General features: G+C 68.4%; 22 protein-coding genes. 16 read left to right on the top strand and 6 right to left on the bottom strand.

Annotation, left to right across the window (positions count from 1 at the left end):
- Positions 1 to 100 precede the first annotated feature (100 nt).
- A complete protein-coding gene (locus AMYBE_RS0119675) occupies positions 101 to 1357 on the bottom strand; it encodes a LuxR C-terminal-related transcriptional regulator (RefSeq protein ID WP_020661107.1) in 1257 nt (418 codons plus the stop codon).
- A gap of 149 nt (positions 1358 to 1506) precedes the next feature.
- Here AMYBE_RS0119675 and AMYBE_RS0119670 point away from each other — a divergent pair, with 149 nt between their 5' ends.
- Together AMYBE_RS0119670 and AMYBE_RS0119665 are read left to right on the top strand one after the other, a co-directional pair.
- Positions 1507 to 2592 (top strand): S-(hydroxymethyl)mycothiol dehydrogenase, encoded by a 1086-nt coding sequence (locus AMYBE_RS0119670; RefSeq protein ID WP_020661106.1) that lies wholly within the window; start codon positions 1507 to 1509, stop codon positions 2590 to 2592.
- Positions 2586 to 3218, top strand: a complete 633-nt coding sequence (locus AMYBE_RS0119665) for an MBL fold metallo-hydrolase (RefSeq protein WP_154676576.1) — start codon at positions 2586 to 2588, stop codon at positions 3216 to 3218. Before AMYBE_RS0119670 ends, AMYBE_RS0119665 begins: the two co-directional genes overlap by 7 nt.
- A 55-nt stretch (positions 3219 to 3273) precedes the next feature.
- On the opposite strand, the gene AMYBE_RS0119660 is transcribed toward AMYBE_RS0119665, so the two are convergent.
- From AMYBE_RS0119660 to hxlA, 4 genes are read right to left on the bottom strand one after another with little or no spacing between them, the layout of a single operon-like run.
- The gene (locus AMYBE_RS0119660; protein WP_020661104.1) at positions 3274 to 4476 is read right to left on the bottom strand and encodes an NAD(P)/FAD-dependent oxidoreductase; all 1203 of its coding nucleotides are present in this window, start codon (positions 4474 to 4476) and stop codon (positions 3274 to 3276) included.
- Positions 4477 to 4536: 60 nt separating this feature from the next.
- Positions 4537 to 5151: a GPR1/FUN34/YaaH family transporter gene (locus AMYBE_RS0119655; RefSeq protein ID WP_020661103.1), complete on the bottom strand. Its 615-nt coding sequence runs from the start codon at positions 5149 to 5151 to the stop codon at positions 4537 to 4539.
- Positions 5152 to 5192: 41 nt separating this feature from the next.
- A complete protein-coding gene (locus AMYBE_RS0119650; protein WP_020661102.1) occupies positions 5193 to 5462 on the bottom strand; it encodes a hypothetical protein in 270 nt (89 codons plus the stop codon).
- A gap of 36 nt (positions 5463 to 5498) precedes the next feature.
- A complete protein-coding gene (gene hxlA, locus AMYBE_RS0119645) occupies positions 5499 to 6125 on the bottom strand; it encodes a 3-hexulose-6-phosphate synthase (RefSeq protein WP_020661081.1) in 627 nt (208 codons plus the stop codon).
- A gap of 536 nt (positions 6126 to 6661) precedes the next feature.
- Between hxlA and pqqB the strand changes: the two genes are divergently transcribed.
- From pqqB to AMYBE_RS0119590, 10 genes are all read left to right on the top strand, one after another.
- Positions 6662 to 7564, top strand: coding sequence for a pyrroloquinoline quinone biosynthesis protein PqqB (gene pqqB, locus AMYBE_RS0119635; protein ID WP_020661100.1), 903 nt, complete (start codon positions 6662 to 6664; stop codon positions 7562 to 7564).
- Positions 7561 to 8256: a pyrroloquinoline-quinone synthase PqqC gene (gene pqqC / locus AMYBE_RS0119630; RefSeq protein ID WP_020661099.1), complete on the top strand. Its 696-nt coding sequence runs from the start codon at positions 7561 to 7563 to the stop codon at positions 8254 to 8256. Before pqqB ends, pqqC begins: the two co-directional genes overlap by 4 nt.
- The gene (gene pqqD, locus AMYBE_RS0119625) at positions 8256 to 8531 is read left to right on the top strand and encodes a pyrroloquinoline quinone biosynthesis peptide chaperone PqqD (protein WP_020661098.1); all 276 of its coding nucleotides are present in this window, start codon (positions 8256 to 8258) and stop codon (positions 8529 to 8531) included. The genes pqqC and pqqD overlap by 1 nt, the downstream gene beginning before the upstream one ends.
- Before the next feature lie 5 nt (positions 8532 to 8536).
- A complete protein-coding gene (gene pqqE, locus AMYBE_RS0119620; RefSeq protein WP_020661097.1) occupies positions 8537 to 9628 on the top strand; it encodes a pyrroloquinoline quinone biosynthesis protein PqqE in 1092 nt (363 codons plus the stop codon).
- 3 nt (positions 9629 to 9631) lie between these two features.
- Positions 9632 to 12124 (top strand): aminopeptidase N, encoded by a 2493-nt coding sequence (gene pepN, locus AMYBE_RS0119615; protein ID WP_020661096.1) that lies wholly within the window; start codon positions 9632 to 9634, stop codon positions 12122 to 12124.
- 549 nt (positions 12125 to 12673) lie between these two features.
- Entirely contained in the window at positions 12674 to 13651 is a 978-nt protein-coding gene (locus AMYBE_RS0119610) for a LysR family transcriptional regulator (protein ID WP_020661095.1), read from the top strand.
- Positions 13638 to 14615: a class I fructose-bisphosphate aldolase gene (locus tag AMYBE_RS0119605; protein WP_027927818.1), complete on the top strand. Its 978-nt coding sequence runs from the start codon at positions 13638 to 13640 to the stop codon at positions 14613 to 14615. The genes AMYBE_RS0119610 and AMYBE_RS0119605 overlap by 14 nt, the downstream gene beginning before the upstream one ends.
- A gap of 86 nt (positions 14616 to 14701) precedes the next feature.
- A complete protein-coding gene (locus AMYBE_RS0119600) occupies positions 14702 to 15667 on the top strand; it encodes a fructose-bisphosphatase class II (protein ID WP_154676248.1) in 966 nt (321 codons plus the stop codon).
- A gap of 7 nt (positions 15668 to 15674) precedes the next feature.
- Positions 15675 to 16721, top strand: a complete 1047-nt coding sequence (locus AMYBE_RS0119595) for an HAD-IIA family hydrolase (protein ID WP_020661092.1) — start codon at positions 15675 to 15677, stop codon at positions 16719 to 16721.
- Between the two features lie 34 nt (positions 16722 to 16755).
- The gene (locus AMYBE_RS0119590) at positions 16756 to 17322 is read left to right on the top strand and encodes a manganese efflux pump MntP (RefSeq protein ID WP_020661091.1); all 567 of its coding nucleotides are present in this window, start codon (positions 16756 to 16758) and stop codon (positions 17320 to 17322) included.
- Between the two features lie 14 nt (positions 17323 to 17336).
- On the opposite strand, the gene AMYBE_RS0119585 is transcribed toward AMYBE_RS0119590, so the two are convergent.
- On the bottom strand, positions 17337 to 17807 hold the full coding sequence (locus tag AMYBE_RS0119585) for a ribose-5-phosphate isomerase (RefSeq protein ID WP_027927817.1): 471 nt from the start codon (positions 17805 to 17807) through the stop codon (positions 17337 to 17339).
- 538 nt (positions 17808 to 18345) lie between these two features.
- On the opposite strand from AMYBE_RS0119585, the gene AMYBE_RS0119575 reads away from it, so the two are divergent.
- From AMYBE_RS0119575 to AMYBE_RS0119560, 4 genes are all read left to right on the top strand, one after another.
- A complete protein-coding gene (locus tag AMYBE_RS0119575) occupies positions 18346 to 18900 on the top strand; it encodes a manganese efflux pump MntP (RefSeq protein ID WP_245573219.1) in 555 nt (184 codons plus the stop codon).
- Positions 18901 to 18920: 20 nt separating this feature from the next.
- Positions 18921 to 21140 carry a catalase/peroxidase HPI gene (katG, locus tag AMYBE_RS0119570; RefSeq protein ID WP_020661087.1) on the top strand — a complete coding sequence of 740 codons (2220 nt, stop codon included), beginning with the start codon at positions 18921 to 18923 and terminating at the stop codon, positions 21138 to 21140.
- A gap of 247 nt (positions 21141 to 21387) precedes the next feature.
- On the top strand, positions 21388 to 21843 hold the full coding sequence (locus tag AMYBE_RS0119565; protein WP_020661086.1) for an MSMEG_3727 family PQQ-associated protein: 456 nt from the start codon (positions 21388 to 21390) through the stop codon (positions 21841 to 21843).
- 15 nt (positions 21844 to 21858) lie between these two features.
- On the top strand, positions 21859 to 23538 hold the full coding sequence (locus AMYBE_RS0119560) for a PQQ-dependent dehydrogenase, methanol/ethanol family (RefSeq protein ID WP_020661085.1): 1680 nt from the start codon (positions 21859 to 21861) through the stop codon (positions 23536 to 23538).
- The last annotated feature ends 167 nt before the right edge of the window (positions 23539 to 23705 follow it).

Here is a 23705-nt window from a genome sequence, read left to right as displayed (position 1 = left end):
CGGCGTCTCCGGCGCGGCGCTGGCTGCGTTGACCAAGCGACCGGCGGGGGCGTAGATCTGTCCCGCGAAGCTGACGGTCTTGCGGCAAACGACGACGCAGTCACGCGATCCCGGCGTTCAACGCCAGGACCGCAGCCTCTCCTCGAGAGCCGATCTTCAGCTTCTTCAACACATTCGCGACGTGGAACTTCACGGTGCTCTCCGTGATGTCGAGCCGCTCGGCGATCGCCTTGTTGCGCAGTCCTTGTGCGAGGTGGCGCAGTACTTCCAGTTCGCGGCGGTTGAGTTGCGAGAGGTCGGTGGTGTCCGTGCTGTCCCGAGCGGCGGAGCGGGGGAGGACGATCGAGACCCGGCTTCCCCAGCCCGATACCGCGTCGACCTCGACGGTGCCGCCGAGTGCCTTCGCGCGTCCGTCGAGTTGCAGGTGCAGCGCGTCGACGTCGAGACGTCCGGACTCGTGGTCGCGGATGTCCAGCCGCAGCGAAGAATCGTCGCAGGACCACGCGACGCGCAGCCGGGTCAACGTCGGCTGAGCAGTGAACGCCAGGACCGCTGTGCAGGTCATGGCTCGCGCGGCGGGCGCGAGTTCTCCGCACAACGGACGCGCGTCGGTCTGCGGCTCCACGAACTCAAGCTCGGCGTCGTGGTGGCGCAGAACCTGCCGTACCTCTCGGCGCAGCCGGGCGAAGGCGGTGTGCACTAGCTCTTCGGACAGCGCCAGATCGGTCTTGTGGGCTGACCGCAGTGCAACCAGCGCCGCAGACGCGGCATCGGTGGCGGCGGCTCGGGCGCCCTCGGCGTCCAGTTTGGTCGAGCGCAACGCAGTCAGGACAGTGACCAGAGTCCTTTCCTGCGTTGCGGCCATTTCGACGATCGTGCGAGCGCGTTCGCTCGACGCCGCCCGGGACTCGGTGAGGTAGTCCGGGCTCGCTTGCGTGACTTGCTGCCGGATGGACGTCGCGACGATGCCGAACAGTTCGGCTAGCAGCACCGGACGCGGGACCTGCTTCCGCGCCGTCCGGGGGATCAGTACCAGCAGGGTGCCGATGGGGTCGCGCACGGACCACACCGGCCGGGCCACGCCGCCGAGCTGCGCGGTCGTGGTCGTCGCGGAGCCGGGCGGCACGGCTGCCTTCAGCTCTTCGAGCTCGGCGATGGTGATCTTGCCCGTCGCCTCCGCATCGCCGGCGACTTTGCGAGGCCGGCCGGTGCACTCCCGGGTGAAGATGACGAGGGCTCGGTGCGGCCAGGTCTCGGCGAGAAAACGGGAGAACCGGCCGGCGATGTCGTGCAGCGGGCCGTCGACGACGTCGCGCAGTCCGGGCAGGTCGACGGCGGCGCGGGAGTCGGCAGGCATCCGGCTCAGGATAGCTCGGCGGGCGCCTAGCCGGAAGACCAGGAATTCCTCGCCGGACGACCGGGTCGCGGCCGATCGGCGCGGCACTAGCGTCGGGAGCGGTATGCGCTCTGGCGCATGGCTTGTCGCTCGGCACGAAGGAAGAAACAATGCCACAGCAGGTACGCGGGGTGATCGCCCGTTCGCAGGGAAGTCCGGTGGAGCTGACGGACATCGTGATCCCCGATCCGGGGCCGGGCGAGGTCGTCGTCGCCGTGGCGGCCTGCGGGGTCTGCCATACCGACCTGACCTACCGCGAGGGCGGAATCAACGACCAGTTCCCGTTCCTGCTCGGGCACGAGGCGGCGGGCACGGTGGAAAGCGTCGGCGCCGGGGTCGACTCCGTGCGGCCGGGCGATTTCGTCATCCTGAACTGGCGCGCGGTCTGCGGCCAGTGCCGGGCCTGCAAGCGCGGGCGCCCGCAGTATTGCTTCGACACGTTCAACGCGACCCAGCGGATGACGCTCGCCGACGGCACCGAGCTGACCCCGGCGCTGGGCATCGGCGCGTTCGCGGACAAGACGCTCGTGCACGCGGGACAGTGCACCAAGGTCGACCCGTCGGTGGACCCGGCGGTGGCGGGTCTGCTGGGCTGCGGGGTGATGGCGGGCCTCGGCGCCGCGGTGAACACCGGCGCGGTCGGCCGCGGCGACTCGGTCGCGGTGATCGGCTGCGGGGGAGTCGGGGACGCGGCGATCGCGGGCGCCCGGCTCGCGGGAGCGACCACGATCATCGCGGTGGACCGGGACGAGCGGAAGCTCGAATGGGCGCGTGACCTCGGCGCCACGCACACCGTCAACGCGTCGGAGACCGACTCGGTCGCGGCGGTGCGGGAACTGACCGGCGGATTCGGCGCGGACGTCGTCATCGACGCGGTCGGCCGTCCGGAGACGTGGAAGCAAGCGTTTTACGCCCGCGACCTCGCCGGCACGGTCGTCCTGGTCGGCGTGCCCACGCCGGACCTGCGCCTGGAGATGCCGCTGATCGACTTCTTCTCCCGCGGCGGGGCGCTGAAATCGTCCTGGTACGGCGACTGCCTGCCGGAGCGGGACTTCCCGATGCTGATCGACCTGCACCAGCAGGGCCGGCTGCCGCTCGAGAAGTTCGTCTCCGAACGCATCGGTCTCGCCGACGTGGAGAAGGCGTTTCACGCGATGCACGCCGGCGACGTGCTGCGGTCGGTGGTGGTCTGGTGAGCAGCCTGCGCATCGAGCGTGTCGTCACCTCGGGTGTTTTCGCACTCGACGGCGGCAGCTGGGAGGTGGACAACAACATCTGGCTGATCGGCGATGACGAAGAAGTCGTGATCGTGGACGCCGCCCACGACGAGAAGCCGATCACCGAGGCCGTCAACGGTCGCAACGTGGTGGCGGTCGTCTGCACGCACGGGCACAACGACCACGTCACGGTCGCGCCCGCGCTCGGCGCGAGCCTGCACGCCCCGGTGCTGCTGCACCCCGGCGACCAGGCGCTGTGGGAGCTCACCCACCCCGAGCAGAAGTTCTGGTCCATGCAGGACGGCGAGCGGATCGCGGTCGCGGGCACGGAGCTGCGGGTCGTGCACACCCCGGGCCATTCGCCCGGCTCGATCTGCTTGCACCTGCCCGAAGCCGGTGCCCTGTTCTCCGGCGACACGCTGTTCTCCGGCGGTCCCGGCGCGACCGGACGGTCCTTTTCGGACTTCCCGACGATCATCTCCTCGATCCGGGACCGGCTGCTCGCCCTGCCCGGCGACACGAAAGTCCACACCGGACACGGCGATGCCACGACGATCGGCGACGAGGCGCCGCACCTGTCGGAATGGATCGCCCGCGGGCACTGAGGACAGCAGCAGGCCGGGCACTGTCCGAAGCGGACGGTGCCCGGCTCGCGCGCTCTCAGTGAGTCGCGATGCGGTCGAGCGGCACCTCCGGGTCGGCGAGGCGAGCCGGATCGATCGGGCGGCGGGAGTGGATGAGCGCCTTGACCGGCTCAGTGACTTCCCAGACGTTGACGTTCATCCCGGCGAGGACGCGATTGTCCTTGAGCCAGAAGGCGATGAACTCGCGGCCGGGCACGTCGCCGCGGAACACGACGCGGTCGTAGCCCTCGACCGTGCCGAGAAACTCCATGCCCAGGTCGTACTGGTCGGTGTAGAAGTACGGCAGCTCGTCGTAGACATCGTTCTTGCCGAGCATGCCGGCGGCGGCGACCTCGGGCTGGTTGAGCGCGTTCGCCCAGTGCTCCACTCGCAGGTGGCGGCCCAGTAGCGGGTGGTAGGCGTTGGCCACGTCCCCGGCGGCGAAGATGTCCGGGTCGCTGGTGCGCAGGCTCGCGTCGACCAGCAGCCCGTTGTCGGCTCGCAACCCGCACCCCCACGCGAGGCCGGTGTTGGGCTGAGCGCCGATCCCGGCGACGACCGCGTCGGCCTCGAGCACAGTGCCGTCGGCGAGCTTCACGCGCTTGCCTCGCTCGACCTGGTCGACCTGGACGCCGAGGTGCAGATCGACGCCGTGCTGCAGGTGCAGGTCGGCGAAGACAGCGGCGACTTCGCGGCCGAGCGCGGGCAGCAGCGGCTGGGGGAGCGCCTCGACCACGGTCACGTCGAGCCCGGCGTGGCGGGCGGCGGCCGCGGTCTCCAGCCCGATCCAGCCGGCACCGATCACGACCAGGCTGCTGGCGGTCGTGAACAGGCCCTTGAGCCAATCGGAATCTTCAACGCGGCGCAGGTAGTGGACCCCGTTGGCGCCGGGCAGCCTGCGTGGGCTGGCACCGGTGGCCAGAAGCAGCTTCGCGTAGCCGAGGCTGGTCCCGTCGGAGAGTTTCACCTGGTGCGCCGCCCGATCGAGGCCGGTCGCGCGGACTCCTGTGCGCAGCTCGATGTTCTGCTCGGCATACCAGGTCGCGTCGTGGACATACAGGCTGTCGCGGGCGATGTTGCCGGCCAGGTAGTCCTTCGACAGCGGCGGCCGTTCGTAGGGCAGGTGCTCCTCGTCTCCGACCAGGACAATTCGCCCGTCGAATCCCTTGTCCCGTAACGCTTCCGCCCCTTTTGCCCCGGCCAGTCCAGCCCCGATGATGACGAAGGTCGGCGAGGTCACAGATCAACTCCTTTGCGGTACACGCGAAGACGGGGCGGCCGGAGGGCCGCCCCGTCCCGGTCAGCTCAGTACTGGTCGGCCCAGCGGCAGCGGGCGCCCGCCGGTCGCGGCGGACATCGCACCGAGGAAGAGGTACACGCCGACCGCGGTGAACGCGAACACGACGTAGCCGCCCACGGTGGTCAGGCCCGCGGAGCCGTTCACGGTGCCGAACAGCACGAGCGCGAGCGCGAGGTCGATCAGCGCGAAGAGCAGGGTGAACGCGGCGGGCAGCCGCAGGCTGGCCAGGGTCAGCAGGACGATCATGACCAGCCAGGCGGTCAGGAACAGCCCCTGGGTGGACACCGCGGCGTCGGCGGAGATGCCGAGCCAGTTGTGGGTCAGGCCGAGTACCAGTACCGCGTAGCTGAGCCAGAACCCGGCGAAGATGCCGAACACGGAGGCGACGGCGCTCTGGCCCAGCGCCGCGGCCCATACCGCGGCGACGAGCTGGCCGAGTCCGGTGGCGGGCAGGATGATCGCGATCGAGGCCCCTACGGCGCTGGCCGGCACATAACCGGTCAGCACCAGGCCGAGCGCGGTGGCGCCGACGATGAAGGTCGGCACGCCGATCAGAGCGGGATCGCCCTCGGGAATGGTGCGCGCGGGCGCTTCGGTGGCTTCGGCAGTCGTCATCGTGTACTCCTCGTTGAGTTGCGAATGATCCGTGGACGGGGTTACCGGGCCTTGGGCCACAGGTGGGAAAGCTCCGGATGGTCGTCGTCGATGAGCCGGTTGGCCAGTGCGATCGCTTCCTTCGGATCGATCTGGTCGAACGCGGGCTCCCCCTGGGCGATCCCCTCGAAGACGGAGGCCAGCTCGGCCGCCGCGTCCGGAGACAAGCTGGTGTCCAGCCGGCATTTCACGTAGCGCAGCCGCAGCACTCCGGCGGCCTGGAGCATCAACGAGCCGTAGCTGCTGCTCGCGGCTGAGTTCTGGACTTCCACGCCGACTCCCTTCTCTTCGTTGATCGGGCGGGTGGGTCAGGCGGCGAGCTGGCGCAGCTCACGCGCGGCGGCTGCCGGATCGGCGGCGTTGTAGATCCCGCCCCCGACCACCGCCACCGCCGCACCCGCGTCCTTGACCAGCCCGATCGTCGCCGCCTTCACCCCGCCCGCGATCGAGAACGCCACCCCGGCCTCGCGCCCGTCCGCCAGCAGCGTGTCGATCGAATAACCCGGACGCGCCTGCTCGTCCAGACCCGCATGGATCTCCACGAACGACACCCCCAGCTTCGCCACCTCCCGAATCCGCGCCACCCGGCCCTCGGTCACCGCGATCATGTCCGCGACCACCTCCTTGCCGTACTTGCGCCCCGCCGCCACCGCCCCCCGCACCGTGTCGTCGTCCGCCGCCCCCATCACCGTCACCAGATCCGCCCCCGCCTCGAACGCCAGCGTCGCCTCCAGCTCCCCCGCGTCCGCCGTCTTCAAATCCACGAACACCAGCTTGTCCGGATGCGCCGCCTTCACCGCCGTCACCGCCGAAATCCCCGCCGACTTCACCAACGGCGTCCCCAGCTCCAAAATATCCACCTCCCCCGCCACCTGACGCGCCAACGCCAACGCCGAACCCAAATCCAGCACATCCAACGCAACCTGCAACCGCACGACAAACTCCTCACCGTAGAAAGGGAAAACGAGACAGGTCACCAACCATCGCCCGGCCGCCGGAACCCGGCAACACCACGCCGCATGAGAAAAAACAATCCCCCGATAGGAACAATCAATAACCGTGGGCCGTCCCGGCGCGGTGCTCGGTGCCTCCGCGGCGGGACAGACCTCGGCCAGCGGGTGCGGCGAGCGTGGAGGATTCGCTGGTCACACGCACTTCCCGGCTCTCGCCGGCACCGGTGTGCACGGTTTCCCGCTCGTCGCGGCGCGGCCGCCGTTCGTCCGTGATTCGGCTCCGGTCGTGCCCGAGCGGTTGCCACGCCCCGATACGAGCGAAGAAGCTTTCCGAAGAATAGCCGAGTTCAGCCGCGACGATACCGGATAATCGCGCCGGCTGAACCTCGGCGGGCAACGGCGCCTGTTCGTCCGGCCGTTGTCACCGGTCGACAGTGCGGGAGGACGTTATGAGGCGCAAAATGCCGGATTCCACGGTGGCCGAAGTGCCTCCCGTACTCCGCGGCCGGCGTTGACGGATGTTGATTCATTGCCTCGGAGCCGCGGCGGGCGGCGGTTATCCGCAGTGGAATTGCGCCTGCGCCGGGTGCGTCAAGGCCCGCGCGAAGCCGGAGTCCGGGACGGCGCACGCGGGGATCGCGGTGTCCGGCGACGGAGACCAGTGGTTCCTGTTCAACGCGACTCCGGACGTCCACCACCAGATCGCGGCACATCCCGTGCTGCATCCCGGCCCGGGAATCCGGCAGACGCCGGTCGCCGGAGTCGTGCTGACCGACGCGGAGTTCGATCACACGATCGGCCTGCTGATGCTGCGCGAGGAATCGTCGCTGACGGTGTATGGGACGTATCCCGTGCTGGAGGCGCTGCACCTCTGGTTCCCGGTGCGGGAGCTGCTGAGCGACTACGCGGACCTTTCCTGGTCCGAAGTCCAGGTCGGCAAGCCGGTCGAGCTGGACGACCGGGTGCGGGTGACCGCCTTCCTGACTGGTTCCAAAGCTCCCCGCTACGTGGGGAATTCGCAGCTTCGCGACCGGTCGGCGGAATGGGAGGTGGGCTACCGCCTGGAGGACAAGGAGACCGGCGGGATCGCGGTCTACGCGCCGACGTTGCCGCGGTGGGACGAGAAGTTCGAGCAGCAGGTGGCTTCGGCCGACTGCGTGTTCGTGGACGGCACGTTCTGGACGGACGACGAAATGTCCAGCACGGGCGCGGGAAGCCGGACCGGCCGCTCGATGGGGCACCTGCCGGTCAGCGGGGACGACGGTTCGGCTCGCGCGCTCGCCGCGCTGCCCGCCAAGCGAAAGATCTACACGCACATCAACAACACGAACCCGATTCTCGACGAAGAGTCCGCGGAACGGCGCTGGGTGACGGACTTGGGCATCGAAATCGGCCGAGCCGGCTTGGAGGTGGAAGTATGAGCGTCAGGTCTGCGGAGGAGTTCGAAGCGTACCTGCGGTCCATCGGAGAGAAGCGGTACCACCATCTGCACCCGTTCAACGAACGGATGCACGCGGGTGAGCTGTCCGAGGCGGAGTTCCGCGGATGGGTGCGGAATCGCTTCTACTACCAGATGAACCTCCCGAAGAAGGACGCGTTCATCCTCACCAAGCTCCCCGGCCGGGACGATCGGCGCAGGTGGATCACGCGAATCACCGACCACGACGGCCGCACCGGCGACGAAGGCGGCCTCGAAAAGTGGGTCCGCCTCGGGAAAGAGGTCGGCTTGAGCCGGGAAGAACTGTACGACGTGGACACCGTTCTGCCCGGCGTGCGGTTCGCGGTGGACGCGTACGTGGACTTCTGCCGCCAGAAGCCGTGGCTGGAGGCGGTCGCGTCCGCGCTGACCGAACTGTTCGCGCCGGGCCTGCTCAGCAGGCGGATCACCGATGTCCAGCGCCATTACCCGTGGATTGCGGCGGAGGGCCTGGAGTACTTCCGGGCCCGGCTCACCCAGCAGCCCAAGGACATCGCGCACCTGCTCGAATTGGTGATCGAAAACGCGAAGACCGAGGAACAGCAGGAAGCGTGCGCCCGGGCGCTGGAGTTCAAGTGCGACGTACTCTGGAGCCTGCTGGACGCCGTGGAACTCGCCTACCGCAAGAGCTCGTGATGAACGAGTCCGAATTGACCGCCGTGCCGAAGCTGGCGACGAAGGCGATGCTCAAGCACGACAACGTCCGGGACGTCGAATTGCTCCTGCTGCCCGAACGCGTGGTGCTGCTGAACAAATCCGGGGCAGCGATACTGGGACTGTGCGACGGCAGCCGCACCGTGCGGCAGGTGGTCGAGCAGCTCGAGCGCGATTTCGAGGCCGCCGATCTCGCGAACGACGTGATGAAATTCCTGCTTGATGCGCGGGGACGGGGCTGGGTGGTCGTCGCATGAACGGGATGCCGCAGCCCTACGGCCTGCTTGCCGAAGTCACGCATCAATGTCCGCTGCATTGCGTCTACTGCTCGAATCCGCTGAATCTTCTTGATCGACAGGAGGAACTGGCCACCGAGGACTGGTTGCGGGTGATCGGCGAGGCATCCGGGCTCGGTGTCCTGCAGGTGCACTTTTCCGGCGGCGAACCGCTGGTGCGCGGCGACCTGGAGACGCTGGTCGCCGAGTGCCGCCGCCTCGGCCTGTACACGAACCTGATCACCAGCGGGCTCGGGCTGACCGAGAGCCGGGCGGAAGCTCTGGTCGCGGCTGGGCTCAACAGCGCCCAGCTGAGCATTCAAGGCGACGCCGCCGAGTCGACGGACCTGGTCGCTGCCAGCAAGCGGTTCGACAAGAAAGTGGCCGCCGCGCGCATTATCCGCGACGCTGGCCTGCCGTTGAACATGAACGTGGTGCTGCATCGGCTGAACCTGGACCGGCTCGACGCGATCATCGACGTCTGCGTGGAGTGGGGCGCCGAGCGGCTGGAACTCGCCAACAGCCAGTACTACGGCTGGGCGCTCCGCAACCGCGAGCTGCTGATGCCGAGCAAGGCCCAGCTGGACGACGCGGTCGCCGTGTACGAACGCCGGAAGGCCGAGCTGGGGGAGCGGATGGAACTCCTCTGGATTCTGCCGGACTACTACGAGCCGTATCCGAAGCCGTGCATGGGCGGCTGGGCGCAGAACGCGCTGACCGTCGCACCGGATGGCACGGTGTATCCGTGTCCGGTGGCCGCCGAGATCACCACGATGACCTTCGCCTCGGTTCGCGAGCACGACCTGGAGTGGATCTGGACGAAATCCGAGGCATTCGAGGCGTTCCGCGGAACGGCGTGGATGCCGGACCCGTGCCGGAGCTGTCCGCGCAAGGAAATCGACTTCGGCGGCTGCCGCTGCCAGGCATTCGCGTTGACCGGGGACGCGGCCCGCACCGACCCGGTGTGCCAGCACTCGCCGGACCACCACCTGGTCCAGGACGCCCTGGTCCGTGCCAATCAGAGCAACGGCGAGGCGGCGGACCTGATTTACCGGCGTCCGGCCGTGCGGGGGCACTGACGGATGTCGCTGGCGGGCAGCAAACTCACGAAGGACGAGGCGGCGGCGCGGTCGGCGAGGGTTTCAGAGGTCCAGTACGAGGTGGAACTCGACTTGACGACGGGCGAGCGGGAGTTCGCGACGACCACCGTCGTCCGATTCCGGGCTCAACCTGGCGAGGTGTTCCTCGACTTCGCGGGAACGGCCGCGTCGGTGGAGTGCAACGGCCGTGAGCTGGGGCCGGCCGCGCAGGCCGGGACACGCATCTGCCTGGCCGCGAGGGAGGGCGAGAACACCGTCCGGGTGGCGGGGACCGCACGGTATTCGCGTACCGGCGAGGGCCTGCACCGTTTCCGCGACCCGCTCGACGGGCAGGTCTATCTGCACACGAAGTTCGAGCCTTTCGCGGCGCACACCGTTTTCGCCTGCTTCGACCAGCCTGATCTGAAGGCAACGGTCGACTTGACGGTGACCGCGGAGGATTACTGGACGGTGGTCGCCAACACCGACCCGGAAAAGCTGGTGTCGCTGGAGGACGACCGCACTGGCTGGCGCTTCGGGCGGACCCCGCTGCTGCCGACCTATCTGCTGGCGTTCGCCGCCGGCCCGTTCCGCCGCGTCCAAGCCCTGCACGACGGACTGCCGCTGGGCCTGTACGCGCGGAACTCGCTCTACCGCGAACTGTCCCGCCAGGCGCCCGAGCTTTTCGACGTGATCAGCCGTGGGCTCGACTTCTACCGGCAGCTGTTCGACCTGCCCTACCCGTTCGCCAAATACGACCACGTTTTCGCCCCCGAGTACGCGTTCGGCGGCATGGAGCACCCGGGCTGCGTCACGCTCAACGAGCGGTTCCTGTTCCGGCACCGGGTCACCGACGATACGCGGCGAAGGCGAGCCGAACTCCTGACGCACGAGATGGCACACATGTGGTTCGGCGACTACGTGACCATGCGCTGGTGGGACGACCTGTGGCTGAACGAGGCATTCGCGACCATGATGTCGGTCGTCGCACAGCCCGAAGCGACGGGGTACGGCGAAGGCTGGACCGGCTTCGCGCATCACAACCTGCCCATCGCCCGGCACGCTGACCAGCTGCCGACGAGCCACGCGATCCGGGTGGACACCGCCGACACCGACGCGGCACGATCGAACTTCGGCCCGATCGTGTACCGGAAAGGCGCAGCGGTCCTGCACGACTTGGCGGAGCGGCTGGGCTGGGACTCGTTCGTCGCGGGGGTGCGGAGCTACCTGCGGACGCACGCGTGGGGCAACGCCGGCCTTGGCGACTTCGTGGCCGCGCTGCGGCGGGCGTCCGGCGAAGATGTCGACCGGTGGGTGGACGAATGGCTGCTGAGCAGCGGCATCAACACCGTCGAGATGGTCCGGGACCGCCTCGTCCAGCATGCCGATATTCCGCCGCGCGACCTGAATCTGCGGGTCGCCGCGTTCGACGACCACGAAGGCACCATGGTGCTGCGGCGCCGCGCGCACGTTTCGCTCGGTCCGGCCGAGCGCGAGCTGACCGGCTTCGGCAGTGCGGATCTAGTGGTGCCCAATGACGATGCGGTGAGCTACGTCAAGGTCCGGCTGGATGCCCGGTCCCGGCAGAAAGCGTTGGCGAGCTTGTCCGCACTGGATGATCAGCGCGCCCGGGCAGTCGTTTGGGGAGCGTTGTGGGACGAAGTGCTCGACGCGCGCTTGCCAGCGCGGAGCTATGCCCGGGCCGTTCTCGCGCACGGGCCGGGGGAGGGCGATGTCGGGGTACTGGAAGCGCTGCTGGATCGCGCGGTGCGGGCCGTCCGGGTCTACGGGGATCCGGCTCACCGCGCGGAGATGCTCGCGACACTGGCACGCCAGGTGCGGACGCTGCTGGTTGCCGAAGCGCCGGGCAGCGATCGCCAGTTGGTCTTCGCCCGTGCCCTGGTCGGCGTCGTCCCAGCCGAGGACCACCTTCTGCTGAGCGAAATCGTGCACGGCCGCTCGCCGTGGGCGGACCTGGAAGTGGATCTGGATCTGCGATGGCGTGCGCTGTTCCGCCTCGCGTCGACGGGGCGAGACCTGGACGGGTGTCTGGATGCCGTGGTGCAGGCGGACCCCGGCGACCGTGGCCGCCGGAATGCCTTGACCGCCGAGGCCGTCCGGCCCGCGGCGGCAGCCAAAGCAGCGAGCTGGGAGCGGCTGTTTCACGGAGACTTTTCGCTCGCCGAGCGGAAAGCGATCATGGCGGGCCTGCCGCAACCCGAGCAGGAGGCGCTGCTCACGCCGTACGCGGACCGCTACTTGAGGGCGCTGGAAAGCATGTCGGGCGCGGTTGAACTGGAGTTCGCGGTGGCATTCGCGCGCGCTCTCTATCCGCACTTCACCACCGCTGAGCAGAGCGTGCTGGCAGGCACCGACAGCTTGCTGGACAGCACTTTGCTGCCTGAGAACGTCGCCAAAGTCCTCCGCGAGGAACGCACCGAGCTTCTGATCATGCGCGCGGCCCGAGTGTGCGACGCCGCGCATCGAACGAGGTGATTGGAAGGCGCAAGGCTTCAGTCGCGTGGGCAGACTGAAGCCTTGCGCCGGCTGGAGTTGCGGTCAGCCTCGGTAGAAGTAACCAGTGGCTTCAGCGCAAACCTCGACGACCGTGTAGAACGGCGTTTCCCACTTCACGTTATTTCCTCCTGTAGAAGGATTTCGGGCGAGTGCTTCGCCGCGAAGCATCTCCGACGCGACGGAAGGGCGGCCACCGATCTGAGACCGGCGGCCGGGAAATGGTGACGGGCGGCGGTTATTCCGGGTCGAACGGGTAAAAACCCTTTTCTGGCAAGGTTTTTTCTCGATCGGCGGCCGCTGGCGCCGGCCGGAAAACCCGCAGGTGACGTGCTGCACACCGTTCGTCTCCGCAGCGGCTACGTTCGTGTCCCGCGAATTGACCAGGCCGACCGGTCAGTGCAGGCTCAGTGCACACCGCAGGTCCCCTGACCGCGGGTCGCGCAGTCCGCGCACCGTCAGTGTTCTGCCCACGGGCACGGTACGACGTATTCCGGAGCGAGAGGGGAAATCGTGGTTCTTCCCTCAAAAATGCCTCAGCTCGCCGACCTCGATCTGCTGCTGTCCGTCGAACGCTACGGAAGCGTGGGGAAGGCGGCGCAAGCGCACAGCCTTTCCCAGCCGGCGGCCAGCATCCGGATCAGTGCCATGGAACGCCGGCTCGGCCTGCGGCTTCTGGAACGGTCCCCGACCGGGTCGAAGCTGACCGAGGAAGGGGAAATGCTCGCGAAGTACGCCCGCAACGTGATGCACGCGGCGCGGGAGCTGCTGGAGTTCGGATCCGGTTCTTCCACCGCGAGCCGGTTGCGGGTCGCGGGCAGCCCGGGAGTGTCCGAACACCTGATCCCGGAATGGCTGAACCGCTCCGGGTTCTCGTTCGGCGAGGTGAGGGTGGAGGTGCGGACCGGCCGTGTCGACGAGCTGCGCCAGCTGATCCGGGCGGACTACGCCGACGTCGCGTTCATCGACGGCTGGTGTCAGGCCGGCAGCCAGCTGCCGAAACAGTTTCGGGAAGGCCTGGTCACCCAGTACATCTGCGACGACAAGCTGTCCGTGGTCGTGGGGGCGCTGCATCCGTGGGCGAAGCGGCCCGGACCGGTGACGGTGCAGGAGCTGGCCTCGGCCCAGCTGGTGTTGCGCGAGCGGGGATCCGGGCTCCGGGAGTTCACCGACGAACTGCTGGGTTCCGCGCGCGCTTCGCGAAGCTACGTCGAGCTTCCGTCCAGTGCGGCTGTCAAGCAGGTGGTCGCCACCGGCCGGCGGGTGACCGTGCTGAACATCTCCACCGTCCGGTCCGAAATCGCCGACGGCAGGCTCCGGCTCGTCCCGGTCGAGCAGGAGATGCCGGCGAAGCCTATTTACGCGGCGTGGAGCGAACGCCGTGGGTTGCCAGCGCACGCGCGGGAACTGGTCGAGATCGCGGCGTCGAAGGGCAGTCCGATGCCAGGCGCGGAGCCTGGCCCGAAAGTCACCAGCACAGGAGGAGCAACAATCGATGTCCACTCTTAACAAAATCGCTCGCATCATGGTGTCCGACCGGCGCGGAATCCTCGCCGCCGACGAGAGCATCGGGACGATGTCTTCCCGGCTCGAAGGCGTGGGCGTCGAAGCGACCGAGGAAAACCGGCGGGTGTACCGGGAGCTGATCGTCACTACCCCGAAGCTTTCGGAATCGGTCAGCGGCATCATCCTCGCCGACGAGACTTTCCACCAGAAGCTGTCCAACGGACAGACGTTCCCCCAGTTTCTCGCCGATCTCGGCATCCTCGCCGGCATCAAAGTCGACACCGGCGCGAAGCCGCTGGCGGGCGCACCGGGCGAGAACGTGACCGAAGGGCTCGACGGGCTGCGCGATCGCGTGAAGAACTATGCGGCGCTCGGTGCGACGTTCGCCAAGTGGCGCGCGACGATCACGATCGGCGACGGTCTGCCCTCGGACCGCGCGGTGCGGGCCAACGTGCACGCACTGGCGCGGTATGCCGGCCTGTGCCAGGAAGGCGGCATCGTGCCGATCGTCGAGCCCGAAGTGCTGATGGACGGTTCCCACTCGCTCGCGAAGTGCAAGCAGGTGACGACCTCCGTGCTGCGCTCGCTGTTCGACGAGCTGAGCCTGATGCAGGTGCAGCTCGACGGCATCGTCCTCAAACCGAACATGGTGGTGGCAGGCAAGGACTGCCCGGAGCAGCCTTCGGTCGAGGAGGTCGCGAAGGCCACTGTGGACGCTCTGCGGGAGACGGTGCCGACGTTCGTGCCGGGCATCGCCTTCCTGTCCGGCGGGCAAAGCCCGGAAAAGGCGACCGAGCACCTCGCGGCGATGCAGAAGCTCGACCCGCTTCCGTGGGAGCTGACGTACTCGTTCGGCCGGGCGCTGGTCGGGCCGGCGCTGGAGACCTGGCGAGGCGACGACCGCAAGCGGGAAGCGGCGCAGAAGGCGCTTTCGGACCGGGCTGTGGCGAACGCCGCGGCTCGATGAGCAAGCTCGGCCGATGCGCGCCGCGGCTCGCATCGGCCGGGCTGGGCCAAAGAAATCTGCCCGTTCGCGCACAGGGATGGATGCCGATGAAGAGTCAGGAATGGGGCCCGGCCACCGCGGAAGGCACCAGGGGCCCCGACGACGCCCTTGCCCTCGAGCTCGTGCGCATCACCGAGGCGGCCGCGCTCGCGGCCGGACGATGGGCCGGGCACCGCGACAACAGCGCCGAACTGGCCGCCATAGATGCGATGCACAGTTCGCTGCGCTCGGTGGCGATGGACGGCGTAGTCGTGCTCGGGGTGGGATCGCGAGGCGAATCGCCCGCCCTCTTCCACGGTGCGGAGGCGGGCACTGGCGAAGGGCCGGTGTGCGATATCGCGCTCAGCATCGGCGATGGCGCGCTCTCGGAGGCAAGGGACGTGCCCCGCTCGCTGACCGCGATCGCGGTCAGCGAGCGAGGTGCGATGTTCGCCCCGTCGCCGCAGCAGACCATGGAGAAGCTGGCAGTCGGTCCCGAATTCGCCGACGTCGTCGACATCACCCGCCCGGTCGCGGAGAACTTGTGGATGATCGCCGGGGCCAAGGGGGTCCGGGTGTCGGACGTCGTCGTCGCGACGCTCAACCGGCCCCGGCACGTGGAGCTGGCACGCGAAATCCAGGATGCCGGCGCGCGGGTCCACTTGCTGGAGGGTGGCGAAGTCGCGGGCGCCGTCGCCGCGGCGCGGCCCGAGCATCCGGCCGACCTGTTTCTGTGCACCGGGAACGCCGTGGAGGGCGTCATCGCCGCCGCCGCGTTGTCCTGCCTGGGCGGGTCGATGCAGGCCCGGTTGGCGCCCGAGGACCCGGCACGGCAGGCAACCAGGGTTCTGCACACCGACGACCTGGTGGGCAAAGGGAGCGTGGTTTTCTGTGCCTCCGGCGTGACCAGCAGCGAGCTGCTGCGCGGCATCCGGAACGACGGCGCGGGCTGCACGACCACCCGGTCCCTCGTGCTGTGCTCGAATCCGGACACGGTGCGGACGATCCAGTCCGAACACCGGTACGTCAGGTAGCGCGGCCATGGGTGGTACCGAACCTCTGCTCGCTCGCTACCGCGGGCTGATCTGCGATCTCGACGGTGTGGTGTACCGCGGGCCGTCCGCCGTTCCGCACGCGGTCGAGAGCCTGAATGAGGCGACCGCGCGCGGCCTGTCGGTCGTCTTCGCGACGAATAACGCGTCTCGTCCTCCCTCGGACGTCGCTGATCACCTGCGCGAGCTGGGCGTCGCCGGGTCCGGCTGGTCGGTGGTCACCAGCTCCCAGGCGGCCGCGGCCTACCTGGCCGAGCGGCTGGCTCCCCTCGCGCGGGTGTGCGCGGTCGGCGGCCCGGGCGTCGCCCACGCGCTGGCCGAAGCCGGATTGACACCGGTCCGGGTCGCGGACTCGGCGGGCGCGTCGGTCGAGGCGGTCGAGGCGGTCGTGCAGGGACTCGGCTACGACATCACCTGGCGCGAGCTCGCGGCTGTCGGCTACCTGGTGGAAGCGGGAGCTGCCTGGGTGGCCACGAACGTCGACCTCACGCTGCCCACGCCCTACGGACGAGCGCCAGGCAACGGCGCGCTGGTCGCTTTGGTGCAGACCGCGACCAGCGCGTCCCCGCACGTGGTAGGCAAGCCGAAGGCCGCCCTGTTCGACTTGGCGCGCGCTCGGCTGGGCACTGCTCCGCAAGAGACCTTGGTGTGCGGGGACTTGCTGGGCACCGACATCGAAGGCGCGAACGCCGCGGGCCTCGACTCGCTCTTCGTGCTGAGCGGATCCTCCCGGCTCCGCGATCTGGCTCTCGCCGAGCGGCGTTCCCGGCCGACGTATGTCGCCGCTGACGTGGGCGGGCTGCTCGCCCCCGCGCTGCGGCTGGACAGCACCTCGGCCGAGCACCTTGTCGATCTCGGGCCGGACGACGTCCCCTGCCTGCCGAGTGTCGGCGACAACGGCCGCTCGCTCCAGGTCGTCATCGCTTCCGCGTGGACGGCTCGCGACGACGGCCGGGCGATTTCCGGCGACGCACAGCTGTGGGAACGGATCGAACAGCAGCTTGGCGTCGCCGGTCCGGAGCGACCCGCCCGGTGAGCCGGGCGCGGTCGTCGAGAGAAGGGAATGTGCCATGTTCGGACTGCTGGCGATCGGATTCGTGCTGAGCCTGGACAACTTCCGCAGCTCGCTGGTGCTTGGCGGGCTGAAGCCGAGCTTTGCTCAATCGGTCAAGACCTCGGCCATCTTCTCGGCATGGGACGGCGTCGCGCCGCTGGCCGGTCTTTTGCTCGGGCACGTGCTGAGCGAAAAGATCGACCGCAGCGCGGACACGATCATCATCATCGGGCTCGGCGCCTACGGGGTCTTCCTCGTCGTCCGGGCGGTGGTCTCGCCGGACCGCGCGGACCCGGATCTCAAGTGGGCACGGTGGGGTTTGCCGATCCCGTTGAGCGCGGACAACGTCGCGGCCGGCGCGGCACTCGGCGTCGCTGGCTACAACCCGTGGCTCGCGCCGATCCTCTTCGCCTTCGCGACCTTCGTGATGTCGGTGGCCGGGCACCAGATCGGCCGGACCGTCGCCCGGTTCGTCGACTTCATTCCGAAGATCAACACCGACCTCCTGGTCGGCGTCTGCTTCACCGCGATGGCGGTCCTGATGGTCTTCGGTGTCACGCTGCCGCTGTCCTACGACGGATAGCGGCAGCGCGACGGTCATTCGCCGGGCAGGGCGGGCGGTTCGCCGGTGCGTTCGTACTCCGACAGCAGATCGATCCTGCGCTGGTGCCGCCCGCCCTCGAACTCGGTGGTGAGGAAAGCGTCCACGATGCGATCGGCCTCCTCAACGGTGTGCATCCGCGCGCCTATGCCGGCCAGCAGGGCGTTGTTGTGCTGGCGTGCCAGCCGCGCGGTGTCCTCGTTCCAGGCCAGCGCGGCGCGAGCGCCGGGCACCTTGTTGGCGGCGATCTGTTCTCCGTTTCCGGAACCGCCGACGACGATGCCGAGGCTGCCTTCGTCGGCGACGACGCGGCGCGCTGCCTCGACGCAGAACGGCGGGTAGTCGTCGCCGGCGTCGTAGGCGGCGGGACCGACGTCGGTCACGTCGTAGCCGAGGCCGGAAAGCCGCTCGGCGAAATGGTTCTTCAATTCGAGTCCGGCGTGATCAGCGCCAAGGTAGATTCGCACGGCGGCGAGTCTAATGTCGCGTTAGGCGGAGTGGACGGAAAAATTCGGCTGCCGGGCATTGGAATGCGTTATAGGCCGGTCCTGGTTGCCGCCGCCGTTGCCGTCGCAGCAGCAGTCGCCGCCGGCCGCCGCGGCCGGACGGCGTGCGCGGTCCGCTCTCCGCCGACGGTGGCCCGGCCGATTCCGCTCGTCGACGGCGGGACGCCGTTCGGCACCGGTTGCCGACCGCTGGTGCCCTGGCGGTTGCTGGCGCCGTGTTAAGGCGAAGAAGCTGGTCCGTGACCAGGAGATTTCGTGACGGTGTCGTCGAGATCGATCGGTTTTCGGGAGCAGCCAGCAGAAGGAGGGCGACATCATGTGGGAAACCCCGGAGTACACGGTCATCGAGGTGTGTGCTGAGGCGACCGGCTACTTCTACCGGCGCTGACCAGCCCGGCCGCACTGGCCGCGTTCCTCAAGAAGGCATGGGCGCGAGGTCCCGGACGCGGGGCCTCGCGCCCATCTCTGAGCGCGCTCGATCCCTGGAGAGGCGGTCCCCGTGAATCTCGAATTCCTTCCGCTGATGGCCCTCGCGTTCGGCCTCAGCCTGGACAATTTCCGCTCGTCGATCGCGATCGGAACCATTCCGTTCGGCTGGCGCCGCGCGGTGCAAGTAGCCCTGGTCTTCGGCTTGTGGGACGCACTGGGCCCGCTGCTGGGCGGGTTCGCCGGCCGTTACCTCGGCGAATTCTTGGGCGGCTGGGCCGAGTACCTCGGCGTGGCCGCGCTGGGGCTGTACGGCGTGTATTTCATCGTCTCGGCGATCCGGAACCCGGAGGCGGGAACGGAAGACCTGGACCATCCGTGGGTCACGCTCTTCGGGCTGCCGCTTTCGCTGACCGTCGACAACTTCCTCGCCGGGGCCGGACTGGGCATCGCCGGATTCTCTTTGGTGGTACCGATGTTCACGTTCGGCGCGATGACGGTAGTGCTGTCGCTCGCCGGGCTGTTCGTCGGCCGGATGGCCGCCAAGGTCATCCGGATCCGGGCGGACTTGTTCAGCGGCATCTCGCTCGTCGGCGCGGCGATCCTGTTGCCGCTCGCCTTCGACTGAACGACGGGGGGAGGACAGCGATGCCCGAGAATCCCGACACCCACGTCTATCGCACCTACGACCAGGTCCTGGCCGGCTCCGGCCGGTCCGGCCGGCGGAATCCGCCGGTGGCGGGCGGGAAATCCGACGACTGGTGGCCGCGCCGGCTCGACCTGAAGGCGCTGCACCGAAACGATCTCGCGGCCGACCCGATGGGCGCGGATTTCGACTACGCCGAACACTTCGCGAAGCTCGATCTCGACGAACTGGCGCGCGACATCGACCAGGTGCTGACGACCTCGCAGCCGTGGTGGCCGGCCGACTTCGGCCACTACGGGCCGCTGGTGCTGCGCATGGCCTGGCACGCCGCGGGAACCTACCGCGTCAGCGACGGCCGAGGCGGCGCCGGTGCCGGAATGCAGCGCTTCGCACCGTTGAACAGCTGGCCGGACAACCGGAACCTGGACAAGGCACGCCGGCTGCTGTGGCCGGTGAAGCGCAAGCACGGCCGCAAGATCTCCTGGGCGGACCTGATGATCTTCGCGGGCAACCGGGCGCTGGAGTCCATGGGTTTCCAGACTTTCGGGTTCGGCGGCGGTCGCGCCGACGGGTGGGAGCCGGACGAGACGTACTGGGGCCCGGAACGCAAGTGGCTGTCCGACGAACGCCACCACGGCCTGCACGAGCTCGACGAGCCGTTGGCAGCCGAGGAAATGGGGCTGATCTACGTCGATCCGCAAGGCCCGGCCACCAATCCCGACCCGGTGCTGGCCGGTCGCGACATCCGCGAGACCTTCCAGCGGATGGGGTTGAACGACGAGGAAACCGTGGCGCTCATCGGCGGGGGGCACACCTTCGGCAAGACGCACGGCCCGGCGGACCCGAACGTGACCGGCGGTCCCGAGCCCGAGGGCGCGCCGCTGACCGCGCAGGGCCTGGGCTGGCTGGGCGGGCACGGCAGCGGCACCGGCGCGGACGCGGTGACCAGCGGGCTGGAGGGGATGTGGACCCGCACCCCGGTCACCTGGGACCACACCTTTTTCGAGACCCTCTTCCAGTACAAATGGGACGTCGAGCTCAGCCCGGCGGGCCTGTGGCAGTGGATTCCGAGCGACGGGCAGGGCGAGGGCACCATTCCGGATCCGTTCGACCCGGACACGAAACACCATCCGGTCATGCTCACCACCGACCTCGCGCTGCAGGAGGACCGGATCTACGCGCCGATCGCGCGGAGGTTCCTCGAGCACCCCGAGGAGTTCGAGGACGCGTTCGCGCGGGCCTGGTTCAAGCTGACGCACCTCGACCTGGGCCCGATCGAGCGTTACCTGGGCCCGCTCGTGCCGGCGGAACGGATGATCTGGCAGGACCCGGTGCCGGAGGTGGACCACGAACTCGTGGATTCCGGCGACATCGGCGCGCTCAAAGAGGAAATCCTCGGCTCTGGCCTGACCGTCGCGCAGCTCGTCTCGACGGCGTGGGCGTCCGCGTCGACTTATCGGGACAGTGACAAACGCGGCGGGTCGAACGGTGCGCGGATCCGGCTGGAACCGCAGCGCGGCTGGGCGGCGAACGAACCCGAGCAGCTGGCCGTCGTTCTGCCGGCGCTGGAAGCGATCCAGCGGCGATTCAACGCGTCCGCGCGAGCAGGCAAACGGATCTCGCTGGCCGACCTGATCGTGCTCGGCGGATGCGCCGCGGTGGAACAAGCCGCCGCGGCGGCGGGATTTCCGGTCGATGTCCCGTTCCGGCCCGGACGGACCGACGCGACCCAGGAATGGACCGACGTCGTGTCTTTCGGCGCGTTGGAGCCCGCGGCCGATGGGTTCCGCAATTATCTGGGCAGCGGGTGCCGCACGCCGCCGGAACGCCTGCTGATCGACCGGGCGAGCCTGCTGACCCTGACCGCGCCGGAGATGACCGTGCTGGTCGGCGGGTTGCGAGTGCTCGGAGCCAACCACGGCGATTCCCCAGCCGGGGTTTTGACTGCCGCGCCGGGTTCGCTGACGAACGACTTCTTCGCCAACCTGCTGGACATGGGAACCGAGTGGGCGCCGAGCGCGGACGGCTACGAAGGCCGCGACCGGGCGACCGGCGAGGCGAAGTGGACGGCGAGCCGGGTCGACCTGGTCTTCGGCGCGCACCCCGAGCTGAGGGCGATCGCCGAGGTTTACGCCAGCGACGACTCCGGCCGCAAGTTCGTCCGGGACTTCGCCGCTGCCTGGGGAAAAGTCATGGAACTCGGCCGGTTCGACCTGCGCTGACGCTGCCCCCGGCGTGTCTATTATGGACTGTTCTGAGGCGGTCCGGCGCCAACGAGCGGTACCAGTCCGCCGGGGAACGGCGGCGATCCGCCCTTCGGTGGCAACGGATATCGGGATTCCTTGCTCCGGCGTAGGGTCGGAATTCGTTACCGGCTCGGGAATCTTCCCGGTCGATCCCGGTAATTGATGCGGGTGCTTCGGAAAACTGTCAGAAGGTTCATGTGTGCTGACGAGGAGGTGACGTCCGATGACCATTGCCCAGGAGCGAGAAGATCTCTTGGCGGAACTCAGCGGACAGAACAAGGCAACCATCGGAGCCGTGCTCGGCACGGGTTCGGTCGGCAAAGCGATCGAGCGCGCCGACGGCACGATGGAAGCGACCATCCGGATTCCGGAGGACGCGATGCAGTGGGAGCCGGGGATCCTGATCATGCCGCACGGCGGCATCCTCGAGCTGACCATCATCAACGACGACAAGAACACGCACGCCTGCCTGCTCCCGAGCAACGGCGACCGGCAGTTCATCGGGCTGCTGAACCATTCGAAGGGCAGCGCGCGGATCGAGCTGGACGGCCCCGGCTGCTACTGGTACGGCTCGCCGGCCGGCAACGACGAGGGCCGGGGACTGACCGGCGCCATCGTCGTCACCGGCGAGGTGCCGCCGGAAGCCAAACTCGACCGACCCGCCCAGCCGCGGCCGTAAACAGGGAGGACAGCCATGACCCTCGAATATGTCGATGCCGGTCGAGCGTTCAATCACAGCAAGCTTTCCAATATGCCGCACAGCGCTCCGGACGTGACGAGCGGCATCAACTACGAGCGCATCCTTCAGGCGCGCAACGAATCGCAGAACTGGATCACCTATTACGGCGCTTATGACGGCCAGCGGCACAGTCTGCTGAACCAGATCAACGCCGACAACGTCAAGGACCTGAAGGTCGCCTGGATCCACCAGGCGAGCGCGACCGGCGTGATCGCCTCCACCTCGACCTACGCGTTCGAGGCGTGCCCGATCGTCGTCGACGGCGTCATGTTCGTGACCGGCTGGGACGGCTGGCTTTGGGCACTCGACGCGCGTACCGGCGAGCAGCTGTGGCGCTACAAGCACGCGATTCCGGTCGACGTGACGCTGTGCTGCGCGAATGTCAACCGCGGCTGTGCGGTCGCCAACGGCAAGGTCTACATGGTGACCCAGAACGCCCAGCTGGTGGCTCTGGACGCGACCAACGGCCAGAAGGTCTGGCAGAAGACCATCGGCGACGTGCGCGCGGGCGAGAGCGCTTCGATCGCTCCGCTGGTCGTCAAGGACACCCTGATCACCGGTTCGGCCGGCGGCGAGTACGGCGTGCGCGGCCACATCGACTGCTGGGACCTCGAGACCGGCGAACAGCGCTGGCGCACCTACACCGTCCCGAAGCCGGGCGAGCCCGGCGCGGAGACCTGGCCGGCTGACGGCGAGGCGTGGCAGCGCGGCGGTGCGAACCACTGGGTCACCGGCACGTTCGACCCGGAGCTGAACCTCTACTACGCGGGCACCGGCAACCCGGCTCCCGACTTCGACGGCGAGGTCCGCGAGGGCGACAACCTCTACACCGACAGTGTGGTCGCGCTGGACATCGACACCGGCGAGATCAAGTGGCACTACCAGTTCACCCCGCACGACCTGTGGGACTACGACTCCACGATGGAGATGACCCTGTTCGAGCGGGACGGCAAGAAGCTGCTGGCCCACTTCGACAAGAACGGGTACATGTTCGTCCTCGATCGCACCAACGGCGAGCTGCAGCACGTCACGCCGTTCGTCGACCGCATCGACTGGGGCGTGATCACCCGCGACGGCAAGGTGACGCCGCGGAAGTACCCGGACAAGGAAGGCGAGCCCTGCCACTTCTTCCCCGGCCCGGCCGGTGCGAAGGAATGGACGCACGCGTCGTACAACCCGAACCACGACCTGTTCTACGTGCCGGTCGCCGACGTGGGCGCCACTGCCACCCGGCGGCGTCGCGAGTTCAAGGAAGGCATGCCCTACTGGGGCGCCGCCGTCGAGGTCGACATCGACAACATGGCCGGCTCGGTCAGCGCGTTCGACTCGCACGGCGAGGAGAAGTGGCGTTACCGGATGGACCTGCCGATGGCCGCGTCGACCCTCAGCACCGAAGGCAACGTGGTTTTCGCCGGCACGCCCGCCGGCGAGTTCATGGCGCTGCACGCCGAGACCGGCGAGAAGCTCTGGAGCTTCCAGTGCGGCAGCGGGCACCACAGCAGCCCGAGCACCTATTCCATCGACGGCAAGCAGTACATCACGGTGCCGGTCGGCTGGGGTGGCTGGCTCGAAGGCATTGTCCCCGGCATGTCCGGCCAGGGGCACGGTGCCGCGGTGATCACCTTCTCGCTGTGACCGGAGAAGCGGTGTGCACGGGAAACTCCCGGTAAATTGCCGGTGGTTTCCGTTGGGCGTGTCTCCGTTGGCGGGGATGCCGAGATCGCTCCCGGACGTCCGTGAAGGGCCCCTTACCGGACTTAGATTCCCTCAAGGGGCCCTTCACGGAGGAGTCCGCCCGCCAA

This window comes from Amycolatopsis benzoatilytica AK 16/65, from assembly GCF_000383915.1.
In the GTDB taxonomy this organism is placed as follows: domain Bacteria; phylum Actinomycetota; class Actinomycetes; order Mycobacteriales; family Pseudonocardiaceae; genus Amycolatopsis; species Amycolatopsis benzoatilytica.
This window is presented reverse-complemented; position numbering and strand designations above follow the sequence as displayed.